Below are 25,250 nucleotides of genomic sequence, written 5' to 3' on the forward strand. Positions count from 1 at the left end.
TTTAACTCCGTAAATCTTCTGTTTTTGACGTTAGAATTTCTTGAAAAACCTGCATCACGCTCTGCGCATCCCTCACGGCTTTTCCTGTCGTCCAATCCACTTCAAAATCACCCGGCGCCAGCGCATCACTTTCAACACACCGAATGAATGATACGCCCTGTTTTTGGCATAAATCCTGCAAAATCTGCCCATCTCCCGTCGGTACAAGGCATTTGATATCCGGTACATGTTTGAGGAGCGGTAGAAGCTTCTGCATAACCAACGCGCGCTCAGCCGCTCCAAAACCCTCCAAGAGAGAAGGAAATAATCGCGTCATCATCCCCACGATGACGCCGGAAACACGCTCAGATTCTTGAGCAAGGTGAGCATCAATTTGCGCCTGCATCGACGCCAGACAGGCCTGAAGAGAATGCTCGAACGTATTGCGTTGCAACGTATATTCAGCAGCTGCAGCCTCTCGGCCGAATTTAATGCCGTCTTCAAACCCTTCCTGCCGCGCCAAGGCGCAATCCGCCTCGGTCAAACGCGCTTCCTGGACCACAGCATCATCGTGTTCCACATCAGATAGATCAGACAGTTGGACAACTTCGCCAACATCGAAATCTTCTGAAAAAAGGGAGGCATACGCTGACGGCTGCATCGCTTAAATCATTTCGTTTTCAATATCTTCGCGGTCGAGAAGTTCAATCTCGCCCCGGTCAAGCAGCTTTTTTGCGACAATCATAATTTCATTCTGTGCGGCGTCGACGTCCTTGACCCGCATAGGACCAAGCGCATCAATTTCATCGCGCAAAATACGCGCTGAACGCTCCGACATTGTTTTGAAAAAAGCCGTTTTCAAAGCATCGCTCGCCCCTTTAAGAGCGACGATCAGATGTTCCCGCTGAAGCGCATTGCTAAGCGTGACCAGCCCCTCTGCCGGGATATTTACCAACTCCTCAAACGTAAACATCAAGCTTCGTACGCACTCAGCGTCGTCATGGCTGTGCGCTTCAAGGGCCTCCATAAAGCGCCCCTCCAAGCGTCGGTCAAAATTATTGAAAATATCAGCCAATACTTCGTGACTATTACGGTGTGATCCCCTTGGAAGATTGGCCACGAACTCAGAGCGCAATGTCTTTTCTACGCTATGCAGCACGCCTTTCTGCACGTTCTCCAGTTTTAACATGCGGGTCATGACATCAAGGGCAAACTCCTCAGGAAGAAGCGCCAGTACTTTTGCTGCATGTGCAGCTTGAATACGACTTAACACTACCGCTACAGTTTGTGGGTACTCATTACGCAAGTAGTTAGCCAATACTACTTCCGAAATATTGCCTAGTTTATCCCACATCGTGCGCCCAGCAGGGCCACGAATTTCTTCCATAATCGATACAGCACGACCAGCAGGCAGAGCGCGCTTTAAAAGGCGCTCTGTGGTTTCGAGGTCTCCTACCAATGTCTCCGCAGAACCAAGCCCCTCGCTGAACTCACTGCACACGCGCTCAACAGCATCCGCAGAGACAATGCCCAATTGTGACATTGCCGCAGAAACCTCACGAATTTCCTCCTCATGCATCTGCTCAAACAAACGGGCGCATTTTTCTTCGCCCAATGTCATCATCAACACAGCAGCCTTTTGCGGGCCTGTTAAAGTACGCTCAACGGACATAACGTCAGGCCTTTTCATGCTGCGGCAACAGCCAGTTTCGCATCAAAGCAATGCTTTCCGCGGGGTTGCTGTCTACCAATTCACTCACACGCTGAATGGAGGACGCCTTGATCTGACCCGTTACCCCATCCATCGCGACCATTTCTTCTTCACGCTCCAACAGTTTGGGTGCAGTCGGTAGCGCCGCCGGGGTTACCCCTTCCGCTGAAGACGGAATTTTTAAGCGCGCGTTGGAAGCCTCCAAAACCGTTGGTGCCTCCAAATTATTTTGAGCGGGGCGCAACAGCGGGCGCACCACGAAAAAGAGAACCAACACAAGGCAAATGGCGAAAATCCCAAAACGCGCCAATTCCATCGCGCCTGTGCGCCCCATGAACCGCGCCAACCCGCCCACAGCCTCGTTAGGTTGCGAAACATCAAGAGCAGCAAACTGCATCGACATTACAGTCACGACGTCTCCGCGTGCTTCATCGAACCCGATGGCACTCTTGGTCAATGCCGTTAAACGCTTTAACTCTTCGTCTGAGCGCGGCTGCCAGAGCGGCTGCCCCTTACTGTCTTTGGTCATCACCCCATCGACCATAACTGCGACACTCAGCCGGGCCAGACGTGGCTCATCCTGAACTAAAGTCCTGACTTTCCGGCCAATTTCGTAATTATTGGTCTGCTCCTGCCGTGCCGTTTGCGTACCCGTGCTTGTCTGCGCTGCCCCTGCATTTGGTAAGTTATTCCCAACGCTCGTATTGGCAGAGGGCTGGGTGTTGCTGTCTTTTTCGCTTTTTGTTTGCTGGGAGCGCAGCACCTGCTCATCAGGGTCGTAGCTTTCCTGTGTTTCGTGAACGTGATCGCTGTTCATCTGCACAGTCGTTTCAGCCCGGACGTGGCCCATCCCTAAAGATGCGCCGAGCATATCCTCCACCCCACGGGACAAACGCTGTTCCAGCGCTTGTTTCTGAGCATCCGGCGTATCCCCGCCCTGCGTTGACCCCGCGCCTTGCTTAAGCAAAACATGCCCACGATTATCGATAAGCGAAATGTTGCGTGTTTCCAGGCCGGGCACGGCGGACGATACCAAGTTTACAACAGCATTCACGCTCTCATCATCTAAGCGCCGTGCACCATCCATTGAAAGCAGGATGCTCGCCTGAGCTCCCTGTTCCTGTGTCGCAAACAATTCCCTGTGCCGCAAAACCAAGTGAACCCGTGCACCGCGCACACCATGAATTAAGCGAATTGAACGCTCCAACTCGCCTTCCATGGCGCGCGTTTCATTAATTGTTTGCTCAAACTGAGTGGCTGTAAAATTATTTCCCTTATCGAAAATTTCGTACCCAACAGAACCACCTGAAGGTAACCCATTACGGGCTAACAACAAACGTGCTGCCGCAACTTGGCCCTGCGGCACAAATATTGCCCCGCCCTGATCTTCCAGCCGGTAAGGGACGTGTGCCTTTGTTAATTGCTCAACGATTTCTCCCGCCTCGCGCGGGTCCAAATCGCGGTATAACAAACCATCTGCTGCTGTCCCGCCATGCATGACCAAAATGCCAAGTAATACCAGTAATGCAACGCCTACACCCCCTAAGGCAGCAAGACGCGCCAAACCGAGTTGGCGTAAATTTTCTAGAATATCCTTCACAGATTAAAGCATCTTGAAGATGTACACGCCCAATATGATTGGAACCCTCTATCGCTTTTCAGCATGCACATCGCGGTGATCCTTAATGCTATTAACCCACTCTCCTCACGCAATGTGCACCCAAAAGGTAAACAGGCGCTTAATTCAGACCAAAAAAAACCCGGCATAAGCCGGGTTCTCTTGCGCCATTAAACAATGACAAAATTTTTCTTATTCTTCGTCTTCGCCATCATCATCTTCAGGAGGTAATGGTGCTGTAAGAACGCCACCCAGCAATTCCTGCTCAACGAGACTTTCTGCAATTTGAACAGAATTGAGGGCCGCACCTTTGCGCAGATTGTCCGACACACACCATAGCGCCAGCCCATTTTCAACCGTCGGGTCGATACGCAAGCGTGACACATACGTCGCGTCTTCCCCTACACACTCCATCGGAGTGACATAGCCGCCATCTTCACGCACATCGCGTAAAATGACACCCGGGGCTTTGCGCAGCGCATCTCTGGCCGCATGCAGGTTAACGGGTTTTTCACATTCGATCGTAATGGCTTCGGAGTGCCCGATAAATACCGGCACCCGTACGCAGGTCGCAAAGACCTTGATATCCGGGTCCAGAATTTTGCGCGTCTCTACCGCCATTTTCCACTCTTCTTTGGTGGCACCGTCATCCATGAAACGGTCAATATGCGGAATAACGTTAAAGGCAATTTGCTTTGTGAACTGCGCAACGGTTGGTGGATCGCTAACAAAAGACCCCTTTGTTTGCGTGAAGAGTTCGTCCATCCCGTCCTTTCCAGCGCCCGAAACAGCCTGATAGGTCGAAACAACGATACGCTTAATCACGAAGAGATCATGCAAAGGCTTCAACGCCACGACCATTTGAGCGGTAGAGCAGTTGGGGTTTGCAATGATGTTCTTGCGCGCTTTACGGAGCGCTTTCGCGTTCACCTCAGGCACAACAAGCGGTATGCCGGGCTCCATGCGGAAATGGGATGTGTTATCGATTACAACGCACCCCGCCGCAGCTGCGCGCGGTGCATAGACGGACGACACCTTTGCACCGGGGGAGAACAGAGCAATGTCCCACCCTTTGAAATCGAACGTCTCCAGATTTTGGACTTTAAGGACCTTTTTATCCCCGAACGAAACTTCGCGCCCAGCGGAACGCGGAGATGCGAGCGCAACAATCTCATCAACCGGAAAATCGCGTTCTGCCAAAATTTTTAAAATCTCGCGACCAACTGCCCCTGTGGCACCAACAACCGCAACCCGATAACCCATAATATAATTCCGTTCTTGCTTGTTTATCCGACAAGCGGCAGACGCTTGACCAAAGATGATAGACGATGACGCCGCAACTCATATTGCGCCTTCTTACTGGCGGCCATGTAGTTGAGCTGTATCGAATAGCGTGTTCCGACGAACTGCCGGTGCCCGTGCCACGCCGTCGGGCTGTTAGGGAATATAACTAACGCGCCTTCGGCAGGCGTAACCTCTACGTCGTAATCCTCAATATCGTCTGGCCCTCGTAGAAGGCGCAAACATCCCTCATGTGACGTCCAATCAGCGCTGCGCGGATTGAGGTACAGCAGAATTGTCACCAACTTGGCGGTAGAGTCGCAATGGATGCGGCCGTCCTTTTCCCGGGTGCGGCCACGCATCGTCAGCATTGACGGCGCATCAGCAACATCAATACCAAACTTCTCTGCCACTATCTTTTTAAGCTCAGGCCCTTCCAAGGCGTCAATCAACGCCTTCACACGCGGCGTAAGAGACAGTGCCTCGGGCGGAAAAGACCCACCAGACGCCATTGGAGGCAGTTCTTTCACAAGCGCGGCGAGGTCATCATTGCCAATAAATTGTGGCACCACTGCATGCGGGAAAGGTTTCTCCGCAACAGGCACACGCTTGAGAGCTTCATAATTGAGCGGGACACTGATCATAGCGCTTATGACGCTACCCCTACCTCTAGTGAGAGGCAAGGCCCCACGCATGCAACCCGTGCATTCCTGCTTACGCTGCAATGGTTTCATACACCGAAGAAATACGTTAGTTTGAGCGGCTAAAATGACAGGAGATTTCTCATGGGCGACGATCGGGACGCCATCAGCAGCGCCAATCTAGCCTACCTCACGGCTTTGCATGAACAGTGGCTAGAAGACCCAGAGACAATTGACCCAACTTTTGCGGGCTTGTTCAGCACGTTAGGCCATTCCCTGTCGCCCATATCCACAAGCGAAGAAGGGAACTCCCTACGCGACACCTCATCGCGGGATGCCGCCTTACGCTACGCATACCGCCAAAGAGGCCATTTCATTGCCGATCTGGACCCGCTCGGACTAGCCCAAAATCCCGAACCGGAAGACCTTAACCCAGCAGGTGCCAATCCCGCCCTACGCGCCGCGCTACGCCGCGCATATTGCGGCACCCTCGCCGTAGAATTTATGCACATCCAATCCACCGAACAACGCGACTGGTGGATTGAACGCTTCGAAAACTCGCCTGACACTTCCCCAGCACCACATGATTTCATTCTCCAGGCACTCACAGATGCCGAGGGCTTCGAGGCATTCTGTCAAAAACGTTTTAAAGCCATGCGGCGCTTTGGCCTTGAAGGTGGCGAGAGCCTCGTTGTAGCCCTCAGAGCGATCCTTGAGCACGCGGCCACTGATGAAGCGGCCTCCATTTCAATCGGTATGCCGCACCGCGGACGCCTGAACGTTATGGCCAATGTCCTGCACAAGCCCTTTGAAGCTATTTTCAATGAGTTCCGCGGCGGCTCCTTCAAGCCTGAAGACATTGGCGGCTCCGGCGACGTCAAATACCATCTCGGCACGGCCACAACGATCGACAGAAATGGCCACCAAATTCGCCTTTCGCTCTTGCCCAATCCCTCCCATCTTGAAGCCATAAATCCCGTCGTTTTAGGGCGTATCCGCGCGGACCAAGACCAAAACACCAACCCGCGCCACCACCACAGACAACGCACGACACGAGACGACAAGCACTTAGGTGTTCTCGTGCATGGTGACGCTGCTTTTTCCGGACAGGGCGTAGTGTATGAAACACTCATGCTGTCCCAGTTAGCCGGCTACAGAACGGGCGGCACGTTACACCTGATCATTAACAACCAGATCGGCTTTACGACTGTGCCAGAGGATAATTTCTCTGGTACGCGCGGCACGGACATCGCCAAAGCAATCGAAGCGCCAATCCTCCATGTAAATGGTGATGACCCGGAAGCTGTATTCCGCGCAGCCACGCTTGCTTATGAATGGCGCAAGGCCTTTAGCTCAGACATCGTGTTGGACATTGTGTGCTACCGCCGCTTTGGCCACAACGAAACGGACGAACCCGCATTCACGCAGCCCACTATGGTGCGAGCCATTCGCACAAGGCCCTCTGTCCGGCGTCTATACGCGGACTCCCTTGTGCAGCGAAATTTGTCTACGGATGCTTCGATAGAACAGCGCTGGGAAGATACCCAAAATATTCTAGAGCGCGCATTCAGCGCAGCACCAGAATACCGACCTGACCCATCCGAATGGCTTGATACGCCCCAAAATCCAACACGCTTGGAAGATGAGCCTGAGCGTATTCAACCCATGACAGGGGTTCCTTTGAACCGGCTCTTGCTCGCAGCTGAAGGCCTTTCGACCATTCCGGAGGGAATGAACATTCACCCGCGCCTCGCCCGGCAGATTACCGCGCGCGGAGAAACAATAGCCGCGGGAAAGCCCCTAGACTGGGCAAGTTGTGAAGCACTTGCTTTCGGCACGTTATCAATGGATGGGCATCCGGTCCGTCTCTCCGGGCAGGACAGCAGACGCGGCACTTTCTCGCAACGTCACGCCGTCCTGATTGACCAAGAAACAGGCCGTGAGGAGACCCCCCTCGCCAATCTTGCCCCCCATCAGGCTCCGCTCCATTTTTGGAACTCTCCTTTATCCGAATATGCAGTCTTGGGCTTTGAGTACGGCTACTCTCTTGGCAACCCTGACGCCCTCGTGGTGTGGGAAGCGCAATTCGGTGATTTCGTGAATGGCGCTCAAATCATCCTTGACCAGTTTGTCGCCTCGGGGGAGACAAAATGGCTGCGTACATCGGGTTTAGTGCTTCTCTTGCCGCACGGACATGAGGGCGGTGGACCCGAGCACTCTTCCGCTCGTCCAGAACGCATACTTCAGCTCTGCGCCGAGAATAACCTGCGCGTCTGCAACATCTCAACGCCTGCCAATTACTTCCATGCACTACGCCGACAAATTGCGCGCCGTTGCCGCAAGCCCCTTATCGTCTTTACGCCAAAATCACTGCTACGCCACAAGGAAACCGTATCGCCTCTGGACGATATGGGGCCACAAACACGCTTCAATCCTGTGTTAGCCGATCCGGATTACACACCAAACGCAACGCGCATCATTCTTTGCACGGGCAAAGTATATTATGACCTTCTTGCGGAGCGACGACGTGTTCAGAACACGAAAACTGCTCTTATCCGCCTAGAACAGCTATATCCATTCCCCAGCCGGGAACTTCAGCAAGAGCTGGCTCAATACCCTCAACTCCAAGAGGTTATCTGGTGCCAAGAAGAACCCGAAAATAACGGTGCATGGCATTTCGTTGACCGCAGAATTGAACGCGTCCTAACTGAAATGGACCTCCCCGTTCAACGACCAGCTTATGTAGGCCGACCCGGTACTGCATCACCAGCAACCGGGCTCACCCAGTTACATAACTGGCAGCAAGACAATCTCGTTCAGACGGCTATTGGGGGAGGCTGACACCGCGCGTCAGCCTCCCCCAATCTTAATAAATACCGTGAGTTCCGACCCATAATGCTACGCCCAGTTTGTCTCTTTGCCTATTTTGACCCGGCACCAACTCTGGCACCGCACACACGTCATCTTTTGAGGGAACTGCATAGATCCGGCTTTGAGCTCCATATAGCCGTTTCTAATCTCACTCCCGATGACACAAATGGCCTTGAGCGCCTTCAACAAAGCTTTGTCAGCGGACCGGATCCAGTCACAGCTCGTCTTTATCCGCGGCATAATATCGGCCTCGATTTTGGCGCATGGCAGAATCTGGTCTCGTTTGGCTGCATTGAAAACGCATCTGAAATTCTTCTTGCCAATGATAGCGTTTTTGGAGCTATCCAGCCATTAAAGCCAATTATTGATACCATGCGAGCAGAGGAAAACCCCGTATGGGGTATGGTCCGATCAGAAGCTGTGACTCAACATCTGCAATCATGGTTTCTCGTGATGCAGCGTAGCGCTTTTCAGCACGAAGCAATCCAGCGTGTCTTCAATCAGCCATTCTCTAAAATGAGCAAAGACGAAATCATATTGCATGGTGAGCTAGGGCTAGGGCTGGCAATGCGCCATGCTGGTTGGCCGTTAAAGGCCTGCTGGTCTAGCCAACGTGGCCTTTCAAAACTGCTATCGACCAACCCCATGCATACAGACTGGCGGAGCGTTCTGCTTTCCGGCAAGGCGCCCTTCATTAAGACAGAACTTCTACGCGATAACCCAAGCGGAATTTCTGATGTTCGCAAGTGGCGCACTTATATGGCGCAGGCGTCACGCAACATGCCAGATTTCTTCGACCCGCAATGGGTAGAACTTTATCTCAACTCAACGCCCCGCCGTATCGTCGCACGTCCGACACGCTGGCGAGCCAAAGCCGTGCAAGCTCTGGCCAGCCAAGCCCGCTGGACGGCTTTACGTCACCTCGTGTTCAAGTACTGAGTATTTTTTAAGGTACTCCAACAACTCATCGCTTTGACGCTCAAACGTACACAGCTGCGCTTTCAAAGGATTGACGTAGTTAGCAAAGCGCCCGGGGTCTTCGATGAGTTCTTTCATCGCTTCATATAGCGCATCAGGACGTCCATCGATCGGAAGATGAGTACCGTTTACACCATCAACCACATCTTCCGCTTGGCCACCCGGAGCCGTAGTGATGACCCAAACGTCACGTGCCAGAGCTTCACGTACCGTCAAGCCGTAACTTTCTTTCCATTGCGACGGGAAGAGCAAAACATCGACATCGTCATAAAACGCGTCTAACTCAGACTGACTATAGCCGGGCCTGACATGAAGGTTGCCAGTTATTGTCCAATCCTTTTCATAAATTGAACGATAGCCAAGATTCAGTTTGTTATCGACCAGTGTCAGACTCCAATCAGAATTCTCAATTTTTTCAGAAGCCTTTTTAAGCAGTGAGAATCCTTTGATCTCCTCAGTACCGCCAACGTAAGCAAAGCGTACTCGCTCACCGGCGGCACGCTTCTTTTTCGGGCGCTTCGGCCACGTAAAGCCATTTTTGTTAACGACGATCTGCTCCGGTAGAATACCGTTAGCGATGTAAAGTTGTCTTTGTGTCTCGGATGGCGCGAGCAACAGTGCTGCTTTCTTCAAAGCATGGAACATAAGTTTCTGTCGGTCGTCCAAGTAGACAACATCCGAGTGGCAATTACGGCAAACATCAAAAGAAATAGTTTTTTGGAAGCAGTATTGTCCGTCCGCCTTAACCATAAATTGCCGCTCACACAGCCACCATGCATCATGCAAAGTAATGACATAAGGTATTTTGTGCTCTTCACAGCACCTTAAAAGTGAGAGGCCCATACCTTGAATGGAATGGAAGTGCACAATGTTGGGTTCCACAGCCTCAAGCCAAGCCGTGAACTCAGGAATAGTTGAAGGATTATCCATCCAACCGTAGCGGTCGCTAGCTTCAGGGGCACTAAGCCCTAAAACCTTCACGCCATCGGCAACATAGCGCAACGCCCCGTTGGGCCGTCCCCTTACATCAGGTCGGGTTGACGCTACCGAAATATCGACCCCACGTTGTTTTAAACCGTCTACTAATTCCTCAGCGACAATCGTGGCACCGCCAAAAGAGAAAGGTTTATAATAAACGTTTACGGATAATACACGCAGCCCTTCTGGCTCAACAGATTTTGGCCGTCCGTAAAGAGGAAATACTTGCTGCACAGCAACCTGATCAGGATGGTAACGCTGCAAAACATCTTTCATAGCTTGCTGCGCTAGGGAACGACGCAATGTTACGTCCCTCCCCAAACGTAAAAAATATTCACACCATTCTTCAGGGCTGGTTGCTATAAATCCGTTATTCCCATTTTTTATAATAGATGAAAATGGCTCCATTGGTGAACATATACTTGAAACACCCACAATGGATGCCTCAACATATTTTATATTACTCTTACAGTTATTAAATAATGTCTCTTGCAGCGGAGCAATACTAATATCGCTCTGTGAAAGTATTTCCAAATATTGTGCATATGGACGCATAGGTAGCCGCTCGACCCGATCACCAAAACGGTCGAACTTCTCTGGCACTTTCACAGGACCAATCACCCGTAAGCAGAGCTTTTCCTCTTGCAACATAGCGGCCCAGAGACCGCCCTCTGCCTGCAAGAAATCAGCATCATGGGTGTTAGTGCCTGAACCGTAACATATCCAAACTTGGTCCGTTTCTTCCTTATCAAACCCGGGAGGAAACTTCTCAACAATGCTCATTGTATCAAGATCAAGCGCATTCTCGACCGTGCCTACATCAGGTAGGCCAGCATCCTTCATGGCTTGAGCCAGAGACTTTGTTGACGCTAGCCCACGGCCACACGCCAACATACATTTTCGGAAAAGATCGACACCAAAGAAAATAACATCTTGCTCTTTCTTAGGCAGAGCAGCGACATTCCCATTTTTGCGGTATTCCTCCAAGTCAAAGATGAGGTCATCAACCTCCCACCTTGGCTCGAGCTGCAAACGGTGCGCTTCTTTGACTTGATCAAGGACTGAATCAAATCCCGGAACGCGGTAAAAAATCACTTGGGTACAAAATTGGAGTTCTGAGAGAACTTTACCGTTATCTCGCCAATCAACTACTTGGACCGACCAACCCAATCTCTCCAGAAGATCTTTCTTCTGCCAAACACGGTATTTGGCACATTGTTGTATCGTTAACTCAGCAATAATTAAAAATTTAGGTCTAATATTGTTAATATATACCTTATCTTTATAGAGATCTTTTTTATTATCACTAATTACATCAATAATATTTTTTTGTTTATTAAATTTCTGAATAAAAATACTTTTCTTTTGTTGAAAATCGAGCCCAACAAAATGATTAATGTACTCCTTAATCGTTTTGCCATTTGGTAAATATCCCCGCTTCAAACTTAAAATTAAACGCAGTGGGGCTGTTATTTTCCAAGAACGCGATTTGGTAAACCTCTCAAGATCACCTCGCATCTGGTTGCGCTCATTCAAAATGTCAGCAATGCGCTTTGCCTGTATGCGAGAAAAACTCGCCATGTAGCCTTGGTCTTCTGCAGTATTGGGGTGTTTGACTGGCATTGCTTCACTATTTTTGAGAGACGTCATGCAGACGTAATAGCACTTTTTAGAAAAAACAAAAAAAGGCCCGGTACGAAACCGGGCCTCTTCTAGATTCAACTTGGACTGAGATATTAGCTCAGTGTGAAGTTGCTTGCCTTCAGGTTGGTAACGCCAACGAACGTGATCTTTGAGTTGTCGCTCAGCTGAATGGTCGTGTTGCCGCCGGCAACAGTAGCATTCTGCAGAACGCTCTGCAGACCATTGTTGTTCTGGAGACCGTACTGGTACAGAGCCATGAGGTTACCAGCTGCACTACCGAAGTCTTCGATGGTGTAGTTGCCACCTGCACTGCCCTTGTTAAGAGCAAAGAGGTTAGCTGCGCCCGTACCACCCGTAAGTGTCGCGTTACCGGTACCGCCAACCAGCGTGTCCGCACCCGTACCACCGGTGATGGAGTCGTTACCCGTACCAGCGAATGCGTGCAGAACGCCGGTGTAGCTTGCGCCACTTACAGTTTCGCCGCCGTCGTTACCGACGAACAAGCTCGTGCCAGACCCAACCAACTGTGCGTTCAGAGCTGTTGCACCGAAGATTGTCGATGTACCAGCCGTGATCGTCGTGGAGCCCGTTCCGTTCAGGAAGGACAACGCGCCGGAAACGCTGATGTTGTTGGTGCTGCCACGAACAACCTGCAGGTTGCCTGTAGCAGAAATGGTGTCATTCAAGCCGCCAACAACGGTAGAGATGCTACCCGTCGAGAAGTACGAGCTTGCACTACCCGCCGTGACATAGCTGTTGGTGCCGAAGGACACATTGTTGTCTTGAGCGCCGTCAATGATGGTGCTGTTTGCACCCAAGCTGACGAGCGAGCTACCACCGAGCAGTGTGACTGTGTTGGTGCCCGACGTACCACGGATTGTGTCTTGGCCTTCAGAGAGAACAGAGTTCGTTCCTGAGCCAACTGTGATAAGGTTGTAACCTGTACCACCAGCAATCGTGTTGTTGCCGTTTGTCGCGTTGATCGTGTCGTTGCCGGAACCTGTAGCAATGTTCCAGTTGCCAGAAGCTTGGCTTCCAGCGAACAGGTTGTTGCCAACGCCACCAACAAAGATACCGCTTTGGCTGCCTGGGTTGACTGTGACACCAGCCCAGTCGCCAGCGATGATGCTCACGCCCGAAGCTGTGCTTTGTGTCAGATCGATAGATACTGCAGCATTCAACGTGTCAACGACGTCGTACGCGCCGACCGTGATGTTGGAGAGAGAACCACCAATGCTGTAGTTACCACCCTCAGAGATTGCGCCATGGCCATATGAGCCGCTTGAAACCGTTCCGGCAACAAGGTCAATCACTGATGATGAGTTTGCACCAAACTGGCTGTTGATGCCTGATGCATATTGATTAGCCAACGCTTGTGCGCGGGCACCGTCGACTGTGACGGCAAGTGTGCGCGCCGTTGTACCGTGAACCGTTACGACCGCCATAACTTAGCACTCCTCAAACTAAGATTGCGTACACTGGCGGCCATTATGGACCACCTCGTTTTAATGAGTGACGCCAAATTTATAATCGAACATTGTCCCCGAAGGCAATCACCGTTTAACTAACCCTTCAAAAAATCAGAGTTAAGCAAACTATAGGCAAAAGAAAGCCATTGGAGGCTTTAGACAACATTTTAGGCACTCCTTAATGCCTTACACAGAATGCACCATCAAAACAAGAGTTTCACACCCCTCTTACTTCAGATGACAAAAGACTTCAGAAGTGCAAGAAATTCATCATAAATGTCACAACTTAACAAAACACCAACACTGAAGGCCCGATAGGAGCAAAATGCAGCCCCTCTACCAAAAAAAAACAGCTTATCACTAAGGAAAATTATAGAATCCGACAGTGAGTGCTCTCATCTTATTACGGATGTTGTTAATAACTATAATACAAGGCTGCACAAAGAATCTATAAATACATTATTATTAAATGAAAAAATATTAGAATTACAAAACTACTATGAAAAACAGATAGATGAATTAAAAAACACATCTAATACTCAAGAAAAAATTACGAAATACTCTTTTTTTGAGCGAAAAAATCCAGAAGTTATCTATGTAGATAAAATAATAGAAAAGAAAAATACTACCAATATTTTGTTTGTTTCTGGAGAACCAAACACACCCGGAACTGAATATCGTTGCACTAGAAACGCTCAAGCCTGCATTGATGCAGGCTACGACGCGCGAGTTGTGGTGTGCGCAGCAGTCTCCTTTGACGACATTGCTTGGGCCGACATAGCTTTTTTCTGGAGAGTAGAGTTTAGTGGCCACGTCAGTACTATCATAGATTTGTGCCACAGAGAAAATGTTAAAACAATATTCGATGCAGATGATATTGTTTTCGTTCCGCATTATGCACGCATCAATATTATTGATGGCATCAGATCTATTGGCGCAACGGAAGAAAGAATAGAAAGAACATTCTGTGAGATGCGAAGAACTCTTGCAAAGTGTAATTTTGGATCCACAACAACAGCAGAATTAGCCACAGAGATGCACGCTATTCATCCTGTTGTTCATCTACTGCCAAATGTTTACGATCATGAGACCTTGCGTTCAGCCCGTCTCAATTTGCGCCTGAGAAAAGAACCGGGGCGCCCCGCTGAATTATTGGACATAGTACGAATCGGCTATGCGACCGGTTCACGCACACACCAACGCGACTTTAAACGTGCCTCAAAAGCTCTCGCGACTATACTTCCACATTATCCAAATGTTCGACTCGTACTTTTCCGTGAAAAAGACAATCAAAAACCCGTTTTACTCATGGAAGAATTTCCAGAACTTTCGCTCATCAAAGACCAGATTGAATGGCGCGACATGGTTCCTCTTTCGGAACTTGCCGAAGAATTTGCACGATTCGATATTTCTATTGCACCACTCGAATCTGATAATGTTTTCTGCGAGGCCAAAAGCGAAGTCAAATACATAGAGGCCTCCCTTGCTGGCGCAGCCTCCATCGTGGCTCGCACTGGCCCCTTTCTACGATCAGTACGCCAGGATGAAACCGGCCTTTTTGCTGAGACCACGGAAGAATGGTGCTCAGCGCTCACCAGACTCATTGAAGACCCCACCCTACGCACGCGCTTGGCACGCAATGCCTATCATGACGTGCTTTATCATTTCGGCCCAGCAGCCCAAGCTCGCCGCATGAAGCGTGCGGTCATGACAACACAAAGTGAGACATCAGCGGCAATTGCAGGAGAGTTACATTTCGCGGAAGCGGCACGAGGACGCTCCCCCTTCCTTTCATTCCAGAAAGCGACACACTCTTTTATAATGACCTCTACGGCGAGGCACGCGTTACTGTAGTCATTACCTCTTATAACTACGCAGAGTATGTTCTAGACGCCCTCGCATCCGTCGCTGCCCAAACTGAGAAGACTTTAGATCTTATCGTTGTTGACGATGGCTCTTCTGACGGCTCAGCAGAACTCGTACGCCTTTGGATGGAACGCAACACAGGCCGCTTTAACCGCCTCATCCTAAAACGCTCACACCATAACTCTGGGCTAGGTGGCGCCCGCAACATTGGCATGGACGCGGCAGAAACACCCTACATCCTTCAGCTGGATGCGGATAATCGACTACGACCTGAAGCATGCGCAGCCTTGGCCGATTCTATGGAAGCCGGTACAGCCTTTGCTTATCCGAAAATTCTAGCCTTCAATGAGCTTGGCCCCGTCATTCCCGAACATGACCCAGACTTTCCCAAACAGCCCGGCACACCACTCTTTATAAGCGACCTGTCGTACAACCCTCTTTGCTTAATCTCAGGCAATCAAATTGACGCCTTAGCCCTCGTGGCAAAATGGGCTTGGGCCGCCGTGGGGGGATATTACGTCTCTAAAGATGCAATGGGCTGGGAAGACTTTGACCTGTGGTGCAGCTTTGCTGAGCGCGGCTTACCTGGGAAATACGTCTCGGAAACCCTCGCCGAATATCGCCATCACGACCAAGCCATGACCAACACTTCTACCGAGCACGTTGATCGAAAGTCTAAAATTGTAGACTTTGTTCAAAAACGCCATCCATGGATCCGCCTCACCGTCTCCAAAGCAAAACCGAGGCAATAAGTACTTCAGGGCAGGTTCAATTCCTGCCCATCTAACACAAATAGACAATCAAGACGTACTGCACACACTACCTGTAATGCGCCTTTCTTACTTACTCGGTTAGCAATAACGACACATTTATCGCTGACACAGCAGCCCGCCAGCCCCCATAAAACGGGACAGAATCGCCACCCTCTCTGAAAATATTTATTCCCACTCAGACGCATGTTTTCCGCGCTGCATATTCCACAAAAAACGAAACATTTTGCGTTTCTAATGCACATCATTTCAGCTTGAATGTTAAGTTAACCCAGACATTTTTTGGAAAATTATGAACATTCGTTGAAATTATTATTCAGAAAAAATTAAAAATATGCGCAAAAATTTCTTTGGGAATATAGTTTTGAAATTATCACTCTGTGATTTATGAAAAAATCTGGTAAAATTTACTAAATTTTTTTTATTTAACGGTAAATAATGATAATTTACTTAATTAGTTTTTAATAATTTTGAATTTTATTATTAATAATAAATAAGTACCAATATTTACTTTGGTATTTGTATCCAGCAAATACTGTTAATATGACTTATTATTTCAGATTGTCATTTTATTCTTGAAAAGGTTTTTTGTCCGCACTATCTCCTCGCCAGAAAAAAACAAACAATGGTGTGGCAAATGACGACAGACATCACAGGCAGAAGAGCCAATGTTACCGCTTCTAACGGTAACAATACCGTCACCAATTTTACAGCAGGCCAAGCAGGCGGTTACTTAAACATTCGCCTAGATGGCTCTCTCTCGCCCTCTACAACGTCGGTACAGACGATCAACATCACGTCTGCCAATAATACCAGATTCCACATCGGCCTAACTTCTGGCTTTTTGAATGGCCTAACCAATGGCTTGATGGCCTCCTACACAGAAACCTACAACGGAAGGGTAACTCAAATCAGAGTAAGCTTCACCGGGCCAGGCTTTGTTTCCGGTCCATTTGGAATACCTGTGCCGGGCCTGATTACGTCTACACCAGTTGTTATTAACATTACTGGAAACCCATTCGGACTGAGAAACGGACATTCCGAAACCAGAAGCTTAAATAACCTTTTCGGGGAAGTCTTCGGCGGTACCGTGGATATTTGCTTCCTCAAGGGCGCGCTGATTCAGACACCATCTGCAGACGTATGTGTAGAAGAGATTGCTGTTGGCGATGAAGTTGTCGTTTACGTTGATGGCGCACCAAAAACTGACACCATCAAATGGGTTGGCAAATCAACATGCCTTATCCGTTCTGACGTACCTGATGACGAAGCAGGTTACCCTGTCAGAATCATGAAGGACGCAATTTCTAACGGCGTGCCATCCGCAGATCTTTTGGTCACAGCCGAGCATTGCTTGTTCTTTGATGGCAAGTTTATACCAGCTCGTATGCTCGTTAACGGCCGTTCAATCTTCTTCGACAAGTCGTTCACATCATACGACTACTACCACATCGAAACGGAAGAGCACTCTGTCATCAAGGCTAATGGTATGCTGACAGAAAGCTATCTAGACACAGGGAACCGTTCATCCTTCCGCGGCGGCAAGGTCGTTTATATCGGTCAGCCAGCCAAATCATGGGAAAACGACTCTGCCGCTCCTCTGACCACAGCTCCTGAGGCTGTTGAGCCTATCTTCAAGGAAATTGAAGAACGGTCTAAAACCCATTCCTTCGCTCTTGTCCAGCAGCCTTACCGCCTGACGGAAGACGCTGGTGTTTCGTTGTTAACGCAATCTGGCCTTACTCTTGAGCCTATCCGTCAAACAAACGGCCATTTGGTGTTCATCATTCAAGGCGACGTACAGTCCGTCCGGATCCTGTCACGTGCATCACGACCATACGACACGATTGGCCCTTACTGGGATGACCGCCGTTCATTCGGTGTTGCCGTAAGCGATGTACATATCTTCGAGTGGAATGAAAAAACATCCATCACGGTCCACCAAGATGTTCAAGACCTTGAAGGGTGGCACGCGCTTGACGATAGCAACGAAGCACGCTGGACCAACGGCAACGCATTCCTGCCACTGAACCGTAAGCACCCAGAAGATCAGGCAATCCTAAGCCTGAAAGTTCAAACAGGAACTTATGTACTGGAAGAAGAGAACAACAACGCCTCTTCTCTATCAGCATAATTTCTGTCGAAGACTTCAAGACACGGTGGGCGCCTAAAAACGCCCACCGTGTCGCCTTCGTGTATAAACGCCCGACAACAAATGCCGGCTGTTCGAGAAACCACTCAAGGCCTAGCCACCCTTAGTGGGGGATGTTCAGATCAATATCATCCAGCCAGAGACGAGCATTTCCATCTGAAGGCGCACGCCAGTCTCCTCGCGGGGAGAGAGAACCACCGGCGACGATTTTGGGACCATTTGGCATAGCTGAACGTTTGAACTGGCTCGTCGCAAAAAAGCGCTTCACAAACACAGCTAACCAATGACGAATGGCTGGAAGATCATAAGAACGCCTTTGATCTTCAGGGTAATGAATAGGCCAGCCTTCAGTTGCTACATCGCCCCACGCTTTTTCCGCCATAAAAGCAATGCGTGACGGTTTGAAGCCGTAGCGCAACACATAATATAGCGTGAAATCCTGCAACGCATACGGACCGATGAAAGATTCGGTGCTTTGGATTCCCTGCCCAGAATCGGGCACAAGCTCTGGCGAGATTTCCGCACTGACAATAGCGTCGAGGATGTCCGGCAAGTCTGAGCCCAAGTTCCCTTCACGCGCTATCCAGCGGATAACGTGCTGTATGAGCGTTTTCGGCAAACCTGCATTCACATTATAATGGGCCATTTGATCACCGACGCCGTATGTGCACCAGCCCAGCGCCAGTTCAGACAAGTCGCCCGTTCCCACAACGATACCCTTGTGGTGATTGGCCAAACGAAAAAGAAAATCTGTCCTCAACCCAGCCTGAACATTTTCGAATGTCACATCATGCACGGCTTCGCCGCGTGCGTAGGGGTGATCGATCCCCCTAGCATACTGCGTGCCGTGGGCCGGATATCGAGCTCTTGTGCCGACACACCAAGGGCTTTCATTAAACTATGGGCGTAGCGCAAGCTTTCGGCACCGGTCGCAAAGCCGGGCATCGTGTAGGCGCGCACCTTGTCTCGGGGCCACCCCAACTCGTCAGCTGCACGAACAGCAACAAGCAGTGCGAGAGTACTATCCAGCCCCCCCGAAACGCCAATTACCGCACATTCCGCAAAACTGGCTTCCAAGCGGCGCCTCAACGCAGTGACCTGAATAGTCCAAGCTTCATAGCAGTCTCGGGCTAAAGTCTCTGGCGCGTCTGGCACAAAAGGAAAACGCGCCAAAGGCCGACGTAAACCTAAATCCTCCATGGGCGGCGTAAGCTCAAAATCCACCACGCGAAATTTGGAAGTGTTGCCCCCAAATTGCCCAACGCGCATCCGCTCTTGACGCAACAACGCCAAATCAACGTCAGCAATCGCTACGCGTCGACCGCGCGGGAAGCGGTCAGACTGCGCCAGCAGACGCCCCGCTTCGTGAATGGTCACCTGACCATCCCATGCGAGGTCCGTCGTCGATTCTCCCTCACCAGCAGCGGCGTAGGCGTAGGCTGTAAGTGTCCGCATAGATTGCGCTTTACACAAAAGCATACGGTCATCAGTGCGCCCCACAGTCACAGGCGAAGCCGACGGATTCAGGATGATGCGCGCGCCCGCTTGCGCTAAAGCGCCACTTGGCGGGTTAGCAACCCACAAATCCTCACAAATTTCGACGCCTAACACTAAATCCGGCAGGTCCGACGCCCTAAAAAGCAAGTCTGCCCCAAAAGGGACATCCCTTCCGTCCCATTTGACCGTAGCCGACACGCCCTCTCCGGACGTGAAATGACGCGGCTCGTAAAATTCGCGATAGCGAGGGAGATGGGTCTTCGGGACAAAGCCCAAAACGCGCCCCGCCTGTACAACAGCCGCTACATTAAAAAGGCGATCATTCACAGCTAACGGCAAGCCAATGACGGCAACTGTATTAAAGGCTGCTGTTTGGTCTGCAAAAGCTGCCAAAGCTTTACGCGTACCTTCCAAAACAACGTCCTGAAAGCGCAAGTCATCAAGCGTGTAGCCGGTCAGACCTAACTCAGGGAACACGACTGCCGCGACACCGTCCCGATGGCATTCACCAACAATCTTCGCCATTGAGGCCGCGTTAGTGGCTGGGTCCGCAAGCACAATCGGCAAGGTGCAAGCGGCAATCCGCGCAAAACCCTGATGATACAGAGAATGAAAGACAGCCATAGACTTAGCCCCTTACGCAAACAGCCAACACGCAAAACACCGGCAGATTACTTATGCATAGCTTAGCGCAACTGACGCAGAAGGCGCGACGTACCCATAAAACCCAGCACCCACACAACACAGGCATAGACCCCGCCTAACTCCGTCATTGAGATGGGCAGCCCCAATAAATAATCCGGGGAGTCGCACGGTTTGCTTGGTCTTTTAGGCAGGTTTGCAATCCACGTCTTAAAGTCTCCACCATGGAACACGGGGACGCGGCACTCCGCATCGGGACTAGGCCAAAAATGGTGCTCAACCCCGCTATGCATAATGGCGAGGCCGATACTGACCGTCACGCAGGCCAAGCCTAAATAAGCCACCGGCGGCGCATACCGGCGGGGCATCAGCAGCAATACTACGCCAATCCCGCTCAACACGCGCCAAGGCCAACGCTCCCACAAGCACAGAACGCACGGAACAAAACCGTATTTATGCTCTGCAACATATGCCGTTCCTAAAGCCAACAGCCCAGCTATTAAAAATAGCCACCCTACCCGGTTTGCATTGTCAGGCCGGTTCCGTCGGAAAAGCGTCATAGTTACATCCCATTCCGGGTGAAAATAAATCTTGGGGTGATGATTACATTGAACATCAACCCATGGGGGCTACCGTAGCTTATTCCAAGCCTGGATCGGTTGCTTCCGGTGGGGGAAGGTTCTGCGGAGCTGTAGCCTTAGGAGGAGGAGGTGCCAAAGGTGTTGGTGCAGTGCTCGGCGGCGCCAACGGAATCGGTGCACCCGCATCCGGTGCCAAAGGTATTGGTGAACCGCCACTCCCGTCCCCGGTTGCATCTTGGGCTTCTGCCCCAGAAAGAACCGGCTTCTTCGCTTCGGGCAAAGGACCCGGATTTGGCTCTACCATTTGCCCATCGCAAGATACGACACGCACATCATAGAGAGGGCTTCCATACACAGCCAAGCCTGGCTCATTGGCCAACATCCAGCCATCAAATGCTGGGCGGGTTGCATCGCCCGTATCTTTCAAGTGCAGCAACGCCCCCGAATCAGCCGCCAGACTGGGAGGGCGGCTAACGCATGCATCAACCGAGATGGAGAGCGTACGAAAAGTCGTACTGCTCCCCACAGGAACGGATATCGTTTCCAGATGGGCATCCAGACGATTCATAACATGCAGAACCGCGTTACTGCGGCCTTGCCATGTTTGCGGCGCGTACATTTGGGGCGGCGTGATTCCGACCGCACCCCATGCCTTGGGCAACGTACAACACGCTATTACACCTAAAGATATGAGTGAACGCCGCATCATAGTTCCTCTCCCCCCAGACGGCGGCTCGAACACACCTCCGCAGTTGGGTCCTTCAATGTTTCTAAAGCGGCTTCAAAAGAACGGAGCATTGAATCCGCCGAGGCCCCCATAAGGATGCCATCTTCAAACGCATCTTGCAGGATTTGGCGCAGTTCAGCATCGTTTTCGCGCAAAACCCTAACCTTTTCCAAACAGGTCAGGGCGGCGCCGTTTTTATCCTGCCATATCATGCGCTTTATCTCATTCAGTGCTGCTACGGTTGATCCGACAGACCACCATGCGGCTGCGTATCGGTTGAACTGTTAGGCGCTTTGTCAGCGCTCTTTGCTTTTTGCAAAGTATCCGTGACCGAGAAAATAAACTTGCTGAGCAGTTGCTCCAGACTGATCGAGCCCTGAGTTTCAGTCATCACGCCATTCGCCTGTACGTTATGGTCAGAGCCACCCGGCGACAGGGCGATGTACTTGCCCCCCAGCAAACTATCGGACGTGATAATAGCGGCTGTATCGACAGGCAGTTTGATGTTGGGGGCAACGTTAAACGTAACCTGCGCCTGAAATGTTTTCGGATCGACCGTCTCAGCCGTTACATGGCCAACCGTGATCCCCGCCAAACGCACATCGGAGCCAACATCCAAACCATCGATCTGACTAAACGCCGCATGAACCGGGTAGCCTTCGTCTCTCCTCGTGCGATTGCCGACTACGGCAAAGCCCAGAAGAACGACGAGCAAAACAAGCACACCACATCCTGTCAGGAATTCTTTACTTGCCAAGGAGCTGCCTCGCCCTGTTGCTGCCGCCGTATTCATAGACACTACACCCCAGAAACCGTTCTGCGACCCGATGGTCAAATTGATATGTCTTTACTTAACTTTCATCATCTAGCGGCTTCCGCCTCCGCCGTCCAATATCATAGTCCCGAGCCACACAAACGCACTGCCAAAATGTTATCCCCCATATCCCCATCTTTACGGGTATTGTTCGGGGTCCGAGGCTATTTTTCCAGCTTCCGCGCGGGCATCTCACACGCTTACACTTCTTCTTATGACAACCCGCCTTCACTGGACCGGCGTTCGGATGAGGACGCTTCAGGTCACCACCGATCCAGACGACAGCTCTACACGCGCTGTCACCCTTCCCGCCGCATGGGATGACGCCGCAGCTGAAGCTTTGGCGCGCCTTGCACCGGGCGAAGGGCCTGTCCGTCTCGCGACTGAAGCGGCGCGTTGGGTAGACACGCTTGATGCATGTCTGCCTTTGCCGGGTACTCCGAAGGACGCAGCACCTCTGGGACATGCCCTTTCATGTCTTCTCCTCTTCCGCCAGATCGCACCAAATGCTGCGCTATGGCGCCGTGAGGCAGAAGCCACCCCTGGGTTTGTGGTGCGGCTTTCATCCTTTGTTGATGACGGTGCGTTCTCCGCCGAACATTTTGCGGTCTCACTTGCGGTTATTTGTGACGCGTTGCGGCGCCTTCAAGGTGAGCAATCCGCTGAACGTAGCGGCGCTTTACCCCTGTTCGACGCACCCGACACAACGCCTAAAGACCCGGCAGGCCTGATCCTCCTGACGGACCTTGATGCGTGCCTTGCTGCAATAGGCTTGGATTACGATAGCGATGATGGACGGGCAGCGGCACAAGCTCTGACTGCATTGACAACTGCCATCGCACGGGCTGGTACATCACTGGCAGCCCCAACGATTCCAGACTCGCCATTGGGCGGATTGCGTAATTTTGCCGCCCGCGCCTTACCCCCCGCAGCAGCGTATGGTGACGGCGCATGTCTGGCTCCAATCCAAACGGGGTTTTCAACCCCCGGCCCCGTCGATGGACTACTCGACGTTGAAGCCTGCGGCTTAGCTCCTATTTTTTCGCCCACACGAGAGGACGGCCGCTTACGCCGCGCAACCCTACAGCGGCTTGAGCATAGGGGACTACAGCCCCAGTCTGCTCTCGCATTAGCGCTCTCCGGCACCAATCCGCTCCCCCCTACAAGTCCTGAAGCGCATGAACGCATGCATCATGCTCTGTGTGCCCTAGTCGATTTCATGCCCGAACTCCCCGAGCCGGAATATGCTCGCCTGCGAGCAAAGCTTGAGCGTGGTGCACGGCGCCCGCTGCCGAATCGTCAAAGAGGTTTTACTCAGCGCGCAGCGATCGGTGGCCACGGCCTTTTCATGCGGACCAGTGAATTCGATGACGGCTCACTCGGAGAAGTCAGTTTCGTGCCCGCTCGCGAAGGAGCAATGACCCGTGGCTTGATGGAGTGCCTTGGGCAGGCTGTGAGCATTGGCCTTCAACATGGCGCGCCCTTAGGCGCCTTTGTTGAACGATTCGCTTACGCGCGCTTCGGTGCCGCTGGCACTGTCGAAGGCGATCCTAGCATGGGATACGCGTCATCAATGGTCGATTACGCGTTCCGGACATTATCTGATGCCTATCTAGACCACCCATTGCCGGACGCTCCCCAGCAGGCGGTCGAAAAAGAAGACCCTGCACCCATGCTTCCGCTCAATATGGATGGCGACCAACAGGATATATCTGTTCAGGGAATCAGTAAAAATAACGGCGATGGCGGCGCAAAAGGACGACGCCGACGGCTCCGTTTGGTCAGCTAAGACACATAGGATTGATACTTCGCATTGACACCGTGAGGAGTCGTCGGTAGCAAGCCGGGTACGTAGGTTAATGTCCGGAAGGTCTTCTTTCAGACAAGGCCAAACGTGCTGGACTAAGAGGGTTCAATTAACGTGGTTCACCGCCCGTCCGAAAAGGAAGAAAGCTTCGCCGAGCGGCTTGCCCGCGCTGACGCAAAACTTTCTCCTAATAAACGGTCGAAAAAGGCAGGTGGAGCACCCTCATCCAATGGTAACAAAACTCTGTCAGAGTTTGGCGTTGCCATGCGATTGGGTACTGAACTTGTCGCTGGTCTAGCCGTAGGAGTAGCAATCGGGTACGCTCTCGGTTGCTGGTTAGGGTACAAAGTCGTGTTTATCGTGATTTTTGCCCTGTTTGGATGTGGTGCCGGCATGATTAATGCTTGGCGTTTCTTAAACGGGCCAGCCCTCCTGGCAGGCCCCACTAATGACGGGAGAAGCCAGCGTGGCTGCCGGATCGACGATTGACGCGCTCGGACAATTCGAGCTGACACCGGTTCTCGGTACGCTCGGTGAAAGTCTGCATTTTTCGCAGTCGCCGCTCTTTATGCTCATCGCTGTCGTACTGGTTCTTAGCTTCCTGTATATCGGAATGCGTCCTGCGGCAGTTGTACCGGGGCGTCTGCAAGCTGCGGCCGAGCTTGGATATGACTTCGTCCATGACCTTGCTGTCAGTACGATTGGTGAAAAGGGAACAGCTTTCTTCCCATTCATCTTTGCACTCTTCTTTTTCATTCTGACCGGTAACTATCTCGGTCTTATCCCTTTCTGCTTCACTTACACCAGCCACATTGCCGTGACTTTGGCTCTGGCTGTTGGAGTGTTTCTGCTATCAATCGTTGTAGCCTTGCGCCATCAGGGAATTGGCTTCTTCAAGCACTTCCTCCCCGCTGGCGTTCCTATCGGCTTGGCTCCACTGATTGTCCCGATCGAGATCATTTCTTTCCTCTCTCGTCCTATCAGCCTGTCAATCCGACTGTTTGCCAACATGGTAGCCGGTCACGTGTTGTTCGAGGTTTTCGCCTCCTTCACGATCATGCTCGCTGGTCTGGGTGTTGTGGGTCAAGTCATTGCCATCGCTCCGATCGTGTTCAACATCGCATTGATGGCTCTGGAATTGCTGGTAGGCCTGCTGCAGGCATATGTCTTCGCGATCCTCACCTGCATCTACCTGCGCGAGGCTGTTGAGCACTAATCCCTAGT

The 25,250-nt window shown here is 51.3% G+C and carries 19 protein-coding genes and 1 pseudogene; 8 read left to right on the plus strand and 12 right to left on the minus strand.

Annotation, left to right across the window (positions count from 1 at the left end; translation table 11 throughout):
* Position 1 precedes the first annotated feature (1 nt).
* From D5366_RS03925 to D5366_RS03945, 5 genes are all read right to left on the minus strand, one after another.
* Positions 2–640: a FliH/SctL family protein gene (locus D5366_RS03925; protein ID WP_141492379.1), complete on the minus strand. Its 639-nt coding sequence runs from the start codon at positions 638–640 to the stop codon at positions 2–4.
* Positions 641–643: 3 nt separating this feature from the next.
* Positions 644–1,669, minus strand: coding sequence for a flagellar motor switch protein FliG (locus tag D5366_RS03930; RefSeq protein WP_240775339.1), 1,026 nt, complete (start codon positions 1,667–1,669; stop codon positions 644–646).
* The gene (fliF, locus tag D5366_RS03935) at positions 1,656–3,290 is read right to left on the minus strand and encodes a flagellar basal-body MS-ring/collar protein FliF (RefSeq protein WP_141492380.1); all 1,635 of its coding nucleotides are present in this window, start codon (positions 3,288–3,290) and stop codon (positions 1,656–1,658) included. Before fliF ends, D5366_RS03930 begins: the two co-directional genes overlap by 14 nt.
* Before the next feature lie 210 nt (positions 3,291–3,500).
* Positions 3,501–4,571, minus strand: coding sequence for an aspartate-semialdehyde dehydrogenase (locus D5366_RS03940; RefSeq protein ID WP_141492381.1), 1,071 nt, complete (start codon positions 4,569–4,571; stop codon positions 3,501–3,503).
* A 23-nt stretch (positions 4,572–4,594) separates the two neighbouring features.
* Positions 4,595–5,233 carry a 2OG-Fe(II) oxygenase family protein gene (locus D5366_RS03945; protein WP_141493811.1) on the minus strand — a complete coding sequence of 213 codons (639 nt, stop codon included), beginning with the start codon at positions 5,231–5,233 and terminating at the stop codon, positions 4,595–4,597.
* Positions 5,234–5,374: 141 nt separating this feature from the next.
* On the opposite strand from D5366_RS03945, the gene D5366_RS03950 reads away from it, so the two are divergent.
* Complete coding sequence (locus D5366_RS03950; RefSeq protein WP_141492382.1) at positions 5,375–8,071, plus strand: 2-oxoglutarate dehydrogenase E1 component; 2,697 nt, start codon at positions 5,375–5,377, stop codon at positions 8,069–8,071.
* Between the two features lie 54 nt (positions 8,072–8,125).
* Complete coding sequence (locus tag D5366_RS03955) at positions 8,126–9,040, plus strand: rhamnan synthesis F family protein (RefSeq protein ID WP_141492383.1); 915 nt, start codon at positions 8,126–8,128, stop codon at positions 9,038–9,040.
* On the opposite strand, the gene D5366_RS03960 is transcribed toward D5366_RS03955, so the two are convergent.
* Together D5366_RS03960 and D5366_RS03965 are read right to left on the minus strand one after the other, a co-directional pair.
* Positions 9,014–11,593: a glycosyltransferase gene (locus D5366_RS03960; protein WP_170211039.1), complete on the minus strand. Its 2,580-nt coding sequence runs from the start codon at positions 11,591–11,593 to the stop codon at positions 9,014–9,016. The two genes, D5366_RS03955 and D5366_RS03960, sit on opposite strands and share 27 nt — an antisense overlap.
* Positions 11,594–11,793: 200 nt before the next feature.
* On the minus strand, positions 11,794–13,146 hold the full coding sequence (locus tag D5366_RS03965) for a beta strand repeat-containing protein (protein ID WP_141492385.1): 1,353 nt from the start codon (positions 13,144–13,146) through the stop codon (positions 11,794–11,796).
* Positions 13,147–13,806: 660 nt separating this feature from the next.
* Between D5366_RS03965 and D5366_RS11960 the strand changes: the two genes are divergently transcribed.
* The 3 genes from D5366_RS11960 (at position 13,807) to D5366_RS03975 (ending at position 17,940) form a co-directional block, all read left to right on the plus strand.
* The gene (locus D5366_RS11960; RefSeq protein ID WP_240775340.1) at positions 13,807–15,024 is read left to right on the plus strand and encodes a glycosyltransferase family 4 protein; all 1,218 of its coding nucleotides are present in this window, start codon (positions 13,807–13,809) and stop codon (positions 15,022–15,024) included.
* A gap of 2 nt (positions 15,025–15,026) precedes the next feature.
* Positions 15,027–15,788: a glycosyltransferase family 2 protein gene (locus D5366_RS11965; protein ID WP_240775381.1), complete on the plus strand. Its 762-nt coding sequence runs from the start codon at positions 15,027–15,029 to the stop codon at positions 15,786–15,788.
* A gap of 655 nt (positions 15,789–16,443) precedes the next feature.
* Positions 16,444–17,940 carry a Hint domain-containing protein gene (locus D5366_RS03975; protein WP_170211040.1) on the plus strand — a complete coding sequence of 499 codons (1,497 nt, stop codon included), beginning with the start codon at positions 16,444–16,446 and terminating at the stop codon, positions 17,938–17,940.
* A 121-nt stretch (positions 17,941–18,061) separates the two neighbouring features.
* On the opposite strand, the pseudogene D5366_RS03980 reads toward D5366_RS03975, so the two are convergent.
* The 5 genes and pseudogenes from D5366_RS03980 to mlaD all read right to left on the minus strand — a co-directional run bounded on the left by D5366_RS03980 (position 18,062) and on the right by mlaD (position 22,198).
* Positions 18,062–20,079, minus strand: a pseudogene (locus D5366_RS03980) (NAD(+) synthase).
* Between the two features lie 62 nt (positions 20,080–20,141).
* Positions 20,142–20,657, minus strand: a complete 516-nt coding sequence (locus D5366_RS03985; protein ID WP_141492387.1) for a disulfide bond formation protein B — start codon at positions 20,655–20,657, stop codon at positions 20,142–20,144.
* A gap of 79 nt (positions 20,658–20,736) precedes the next feature.
* Positions 20,737–21,387 carry a DUF2155 domain-containing protein gene (locus tag D5366_RS03990; protein WP_141492388.1) on the minus strand — a complete coding sequence of 217 codons (651 nt, stop codon included), beginning with the start codon at positions 21,385–21,387 and terminating at the stop codon, positions 20,737–20,739.
* Complete coding sequence (locus D5366_RS03995) at positions 21,384–21,617, minus strand: hypothetical protein (protein ID WP_141492389.1); 234 nt, start codon at positions 21,615–21,617, stop codon at positions 21,384–21,386. The genes D5366_RS03990 and D5366_RS03995 overlap by 4 nt, the downstream gene beginning before the upstream one ends.
* A 23-nt stretch (positions 21,618–21,640) precedes the next feature.
* Positions 21,641–22,198, minus strand: coding sequence for an outer membrane lipid asymmetry maintenance protein MlaD (mlaD, locus tag D5366_RS04000; RefSeq protein WP_141492390.1), 558 nt, complete (start codon positions 22,196–22,198; stop codon positions 21,641–21,643).
* Between the two features lie 268 nt (positions 22,199–22,466).
* On the opposite strand from mlaD, the gene D5366_RS04005 reads away from it, so the two are divergent.
* From D5366_RS04005 to D5366_RS04015, 3 genes are all read left to right on the plus strand, one after another.
* Entirely contained in the window at positions 22,467–24,008 is a 1,542-nt protein-coding gene (locus tag D5366_RS04005; protein ID WP_240775341.1) for a TSCPD domain-containing protein, read from the plus strand.
* A 132-nt stretch (positions 24,009–24,140) separates the two neighbouring features.
* Positions 24,141–24,515: an AtpZ/AtpI family protein gene (locus D5366_RS04010; RefSeq protein ID WP_141492392.1), complete on the plus strand. Its 375-nt coding sequence runs from the start codon at positions 24,141–24,143 to the stop codon at positions 24,513–24,515.
* Entirely contained in the window at positions 24,493–25,242 is a 750-nt protein-coding gene (locus D5366_RS04015; RefSeq protein WP_141492393.1) for a F0F1 ATP synthase subunit A, read from the plus strand. Before D5366_RS04010 ends, D5366_RS04015 begins: the two co-directional genes overlap by 23 nt.
* Positions 25,243–25,250: the final 8 nt, after the last annotated feature.

The organism is Neokomagataea tanensis, from assembly GCF_006542335.1.
GTDB classification, from domain to species: Bacteria; Pseudomonadota; Alphaproteobacteria; order Acetobacterales; family Acetobacteraceae; genus Gluconobacter; species Gluconobacter tanensis.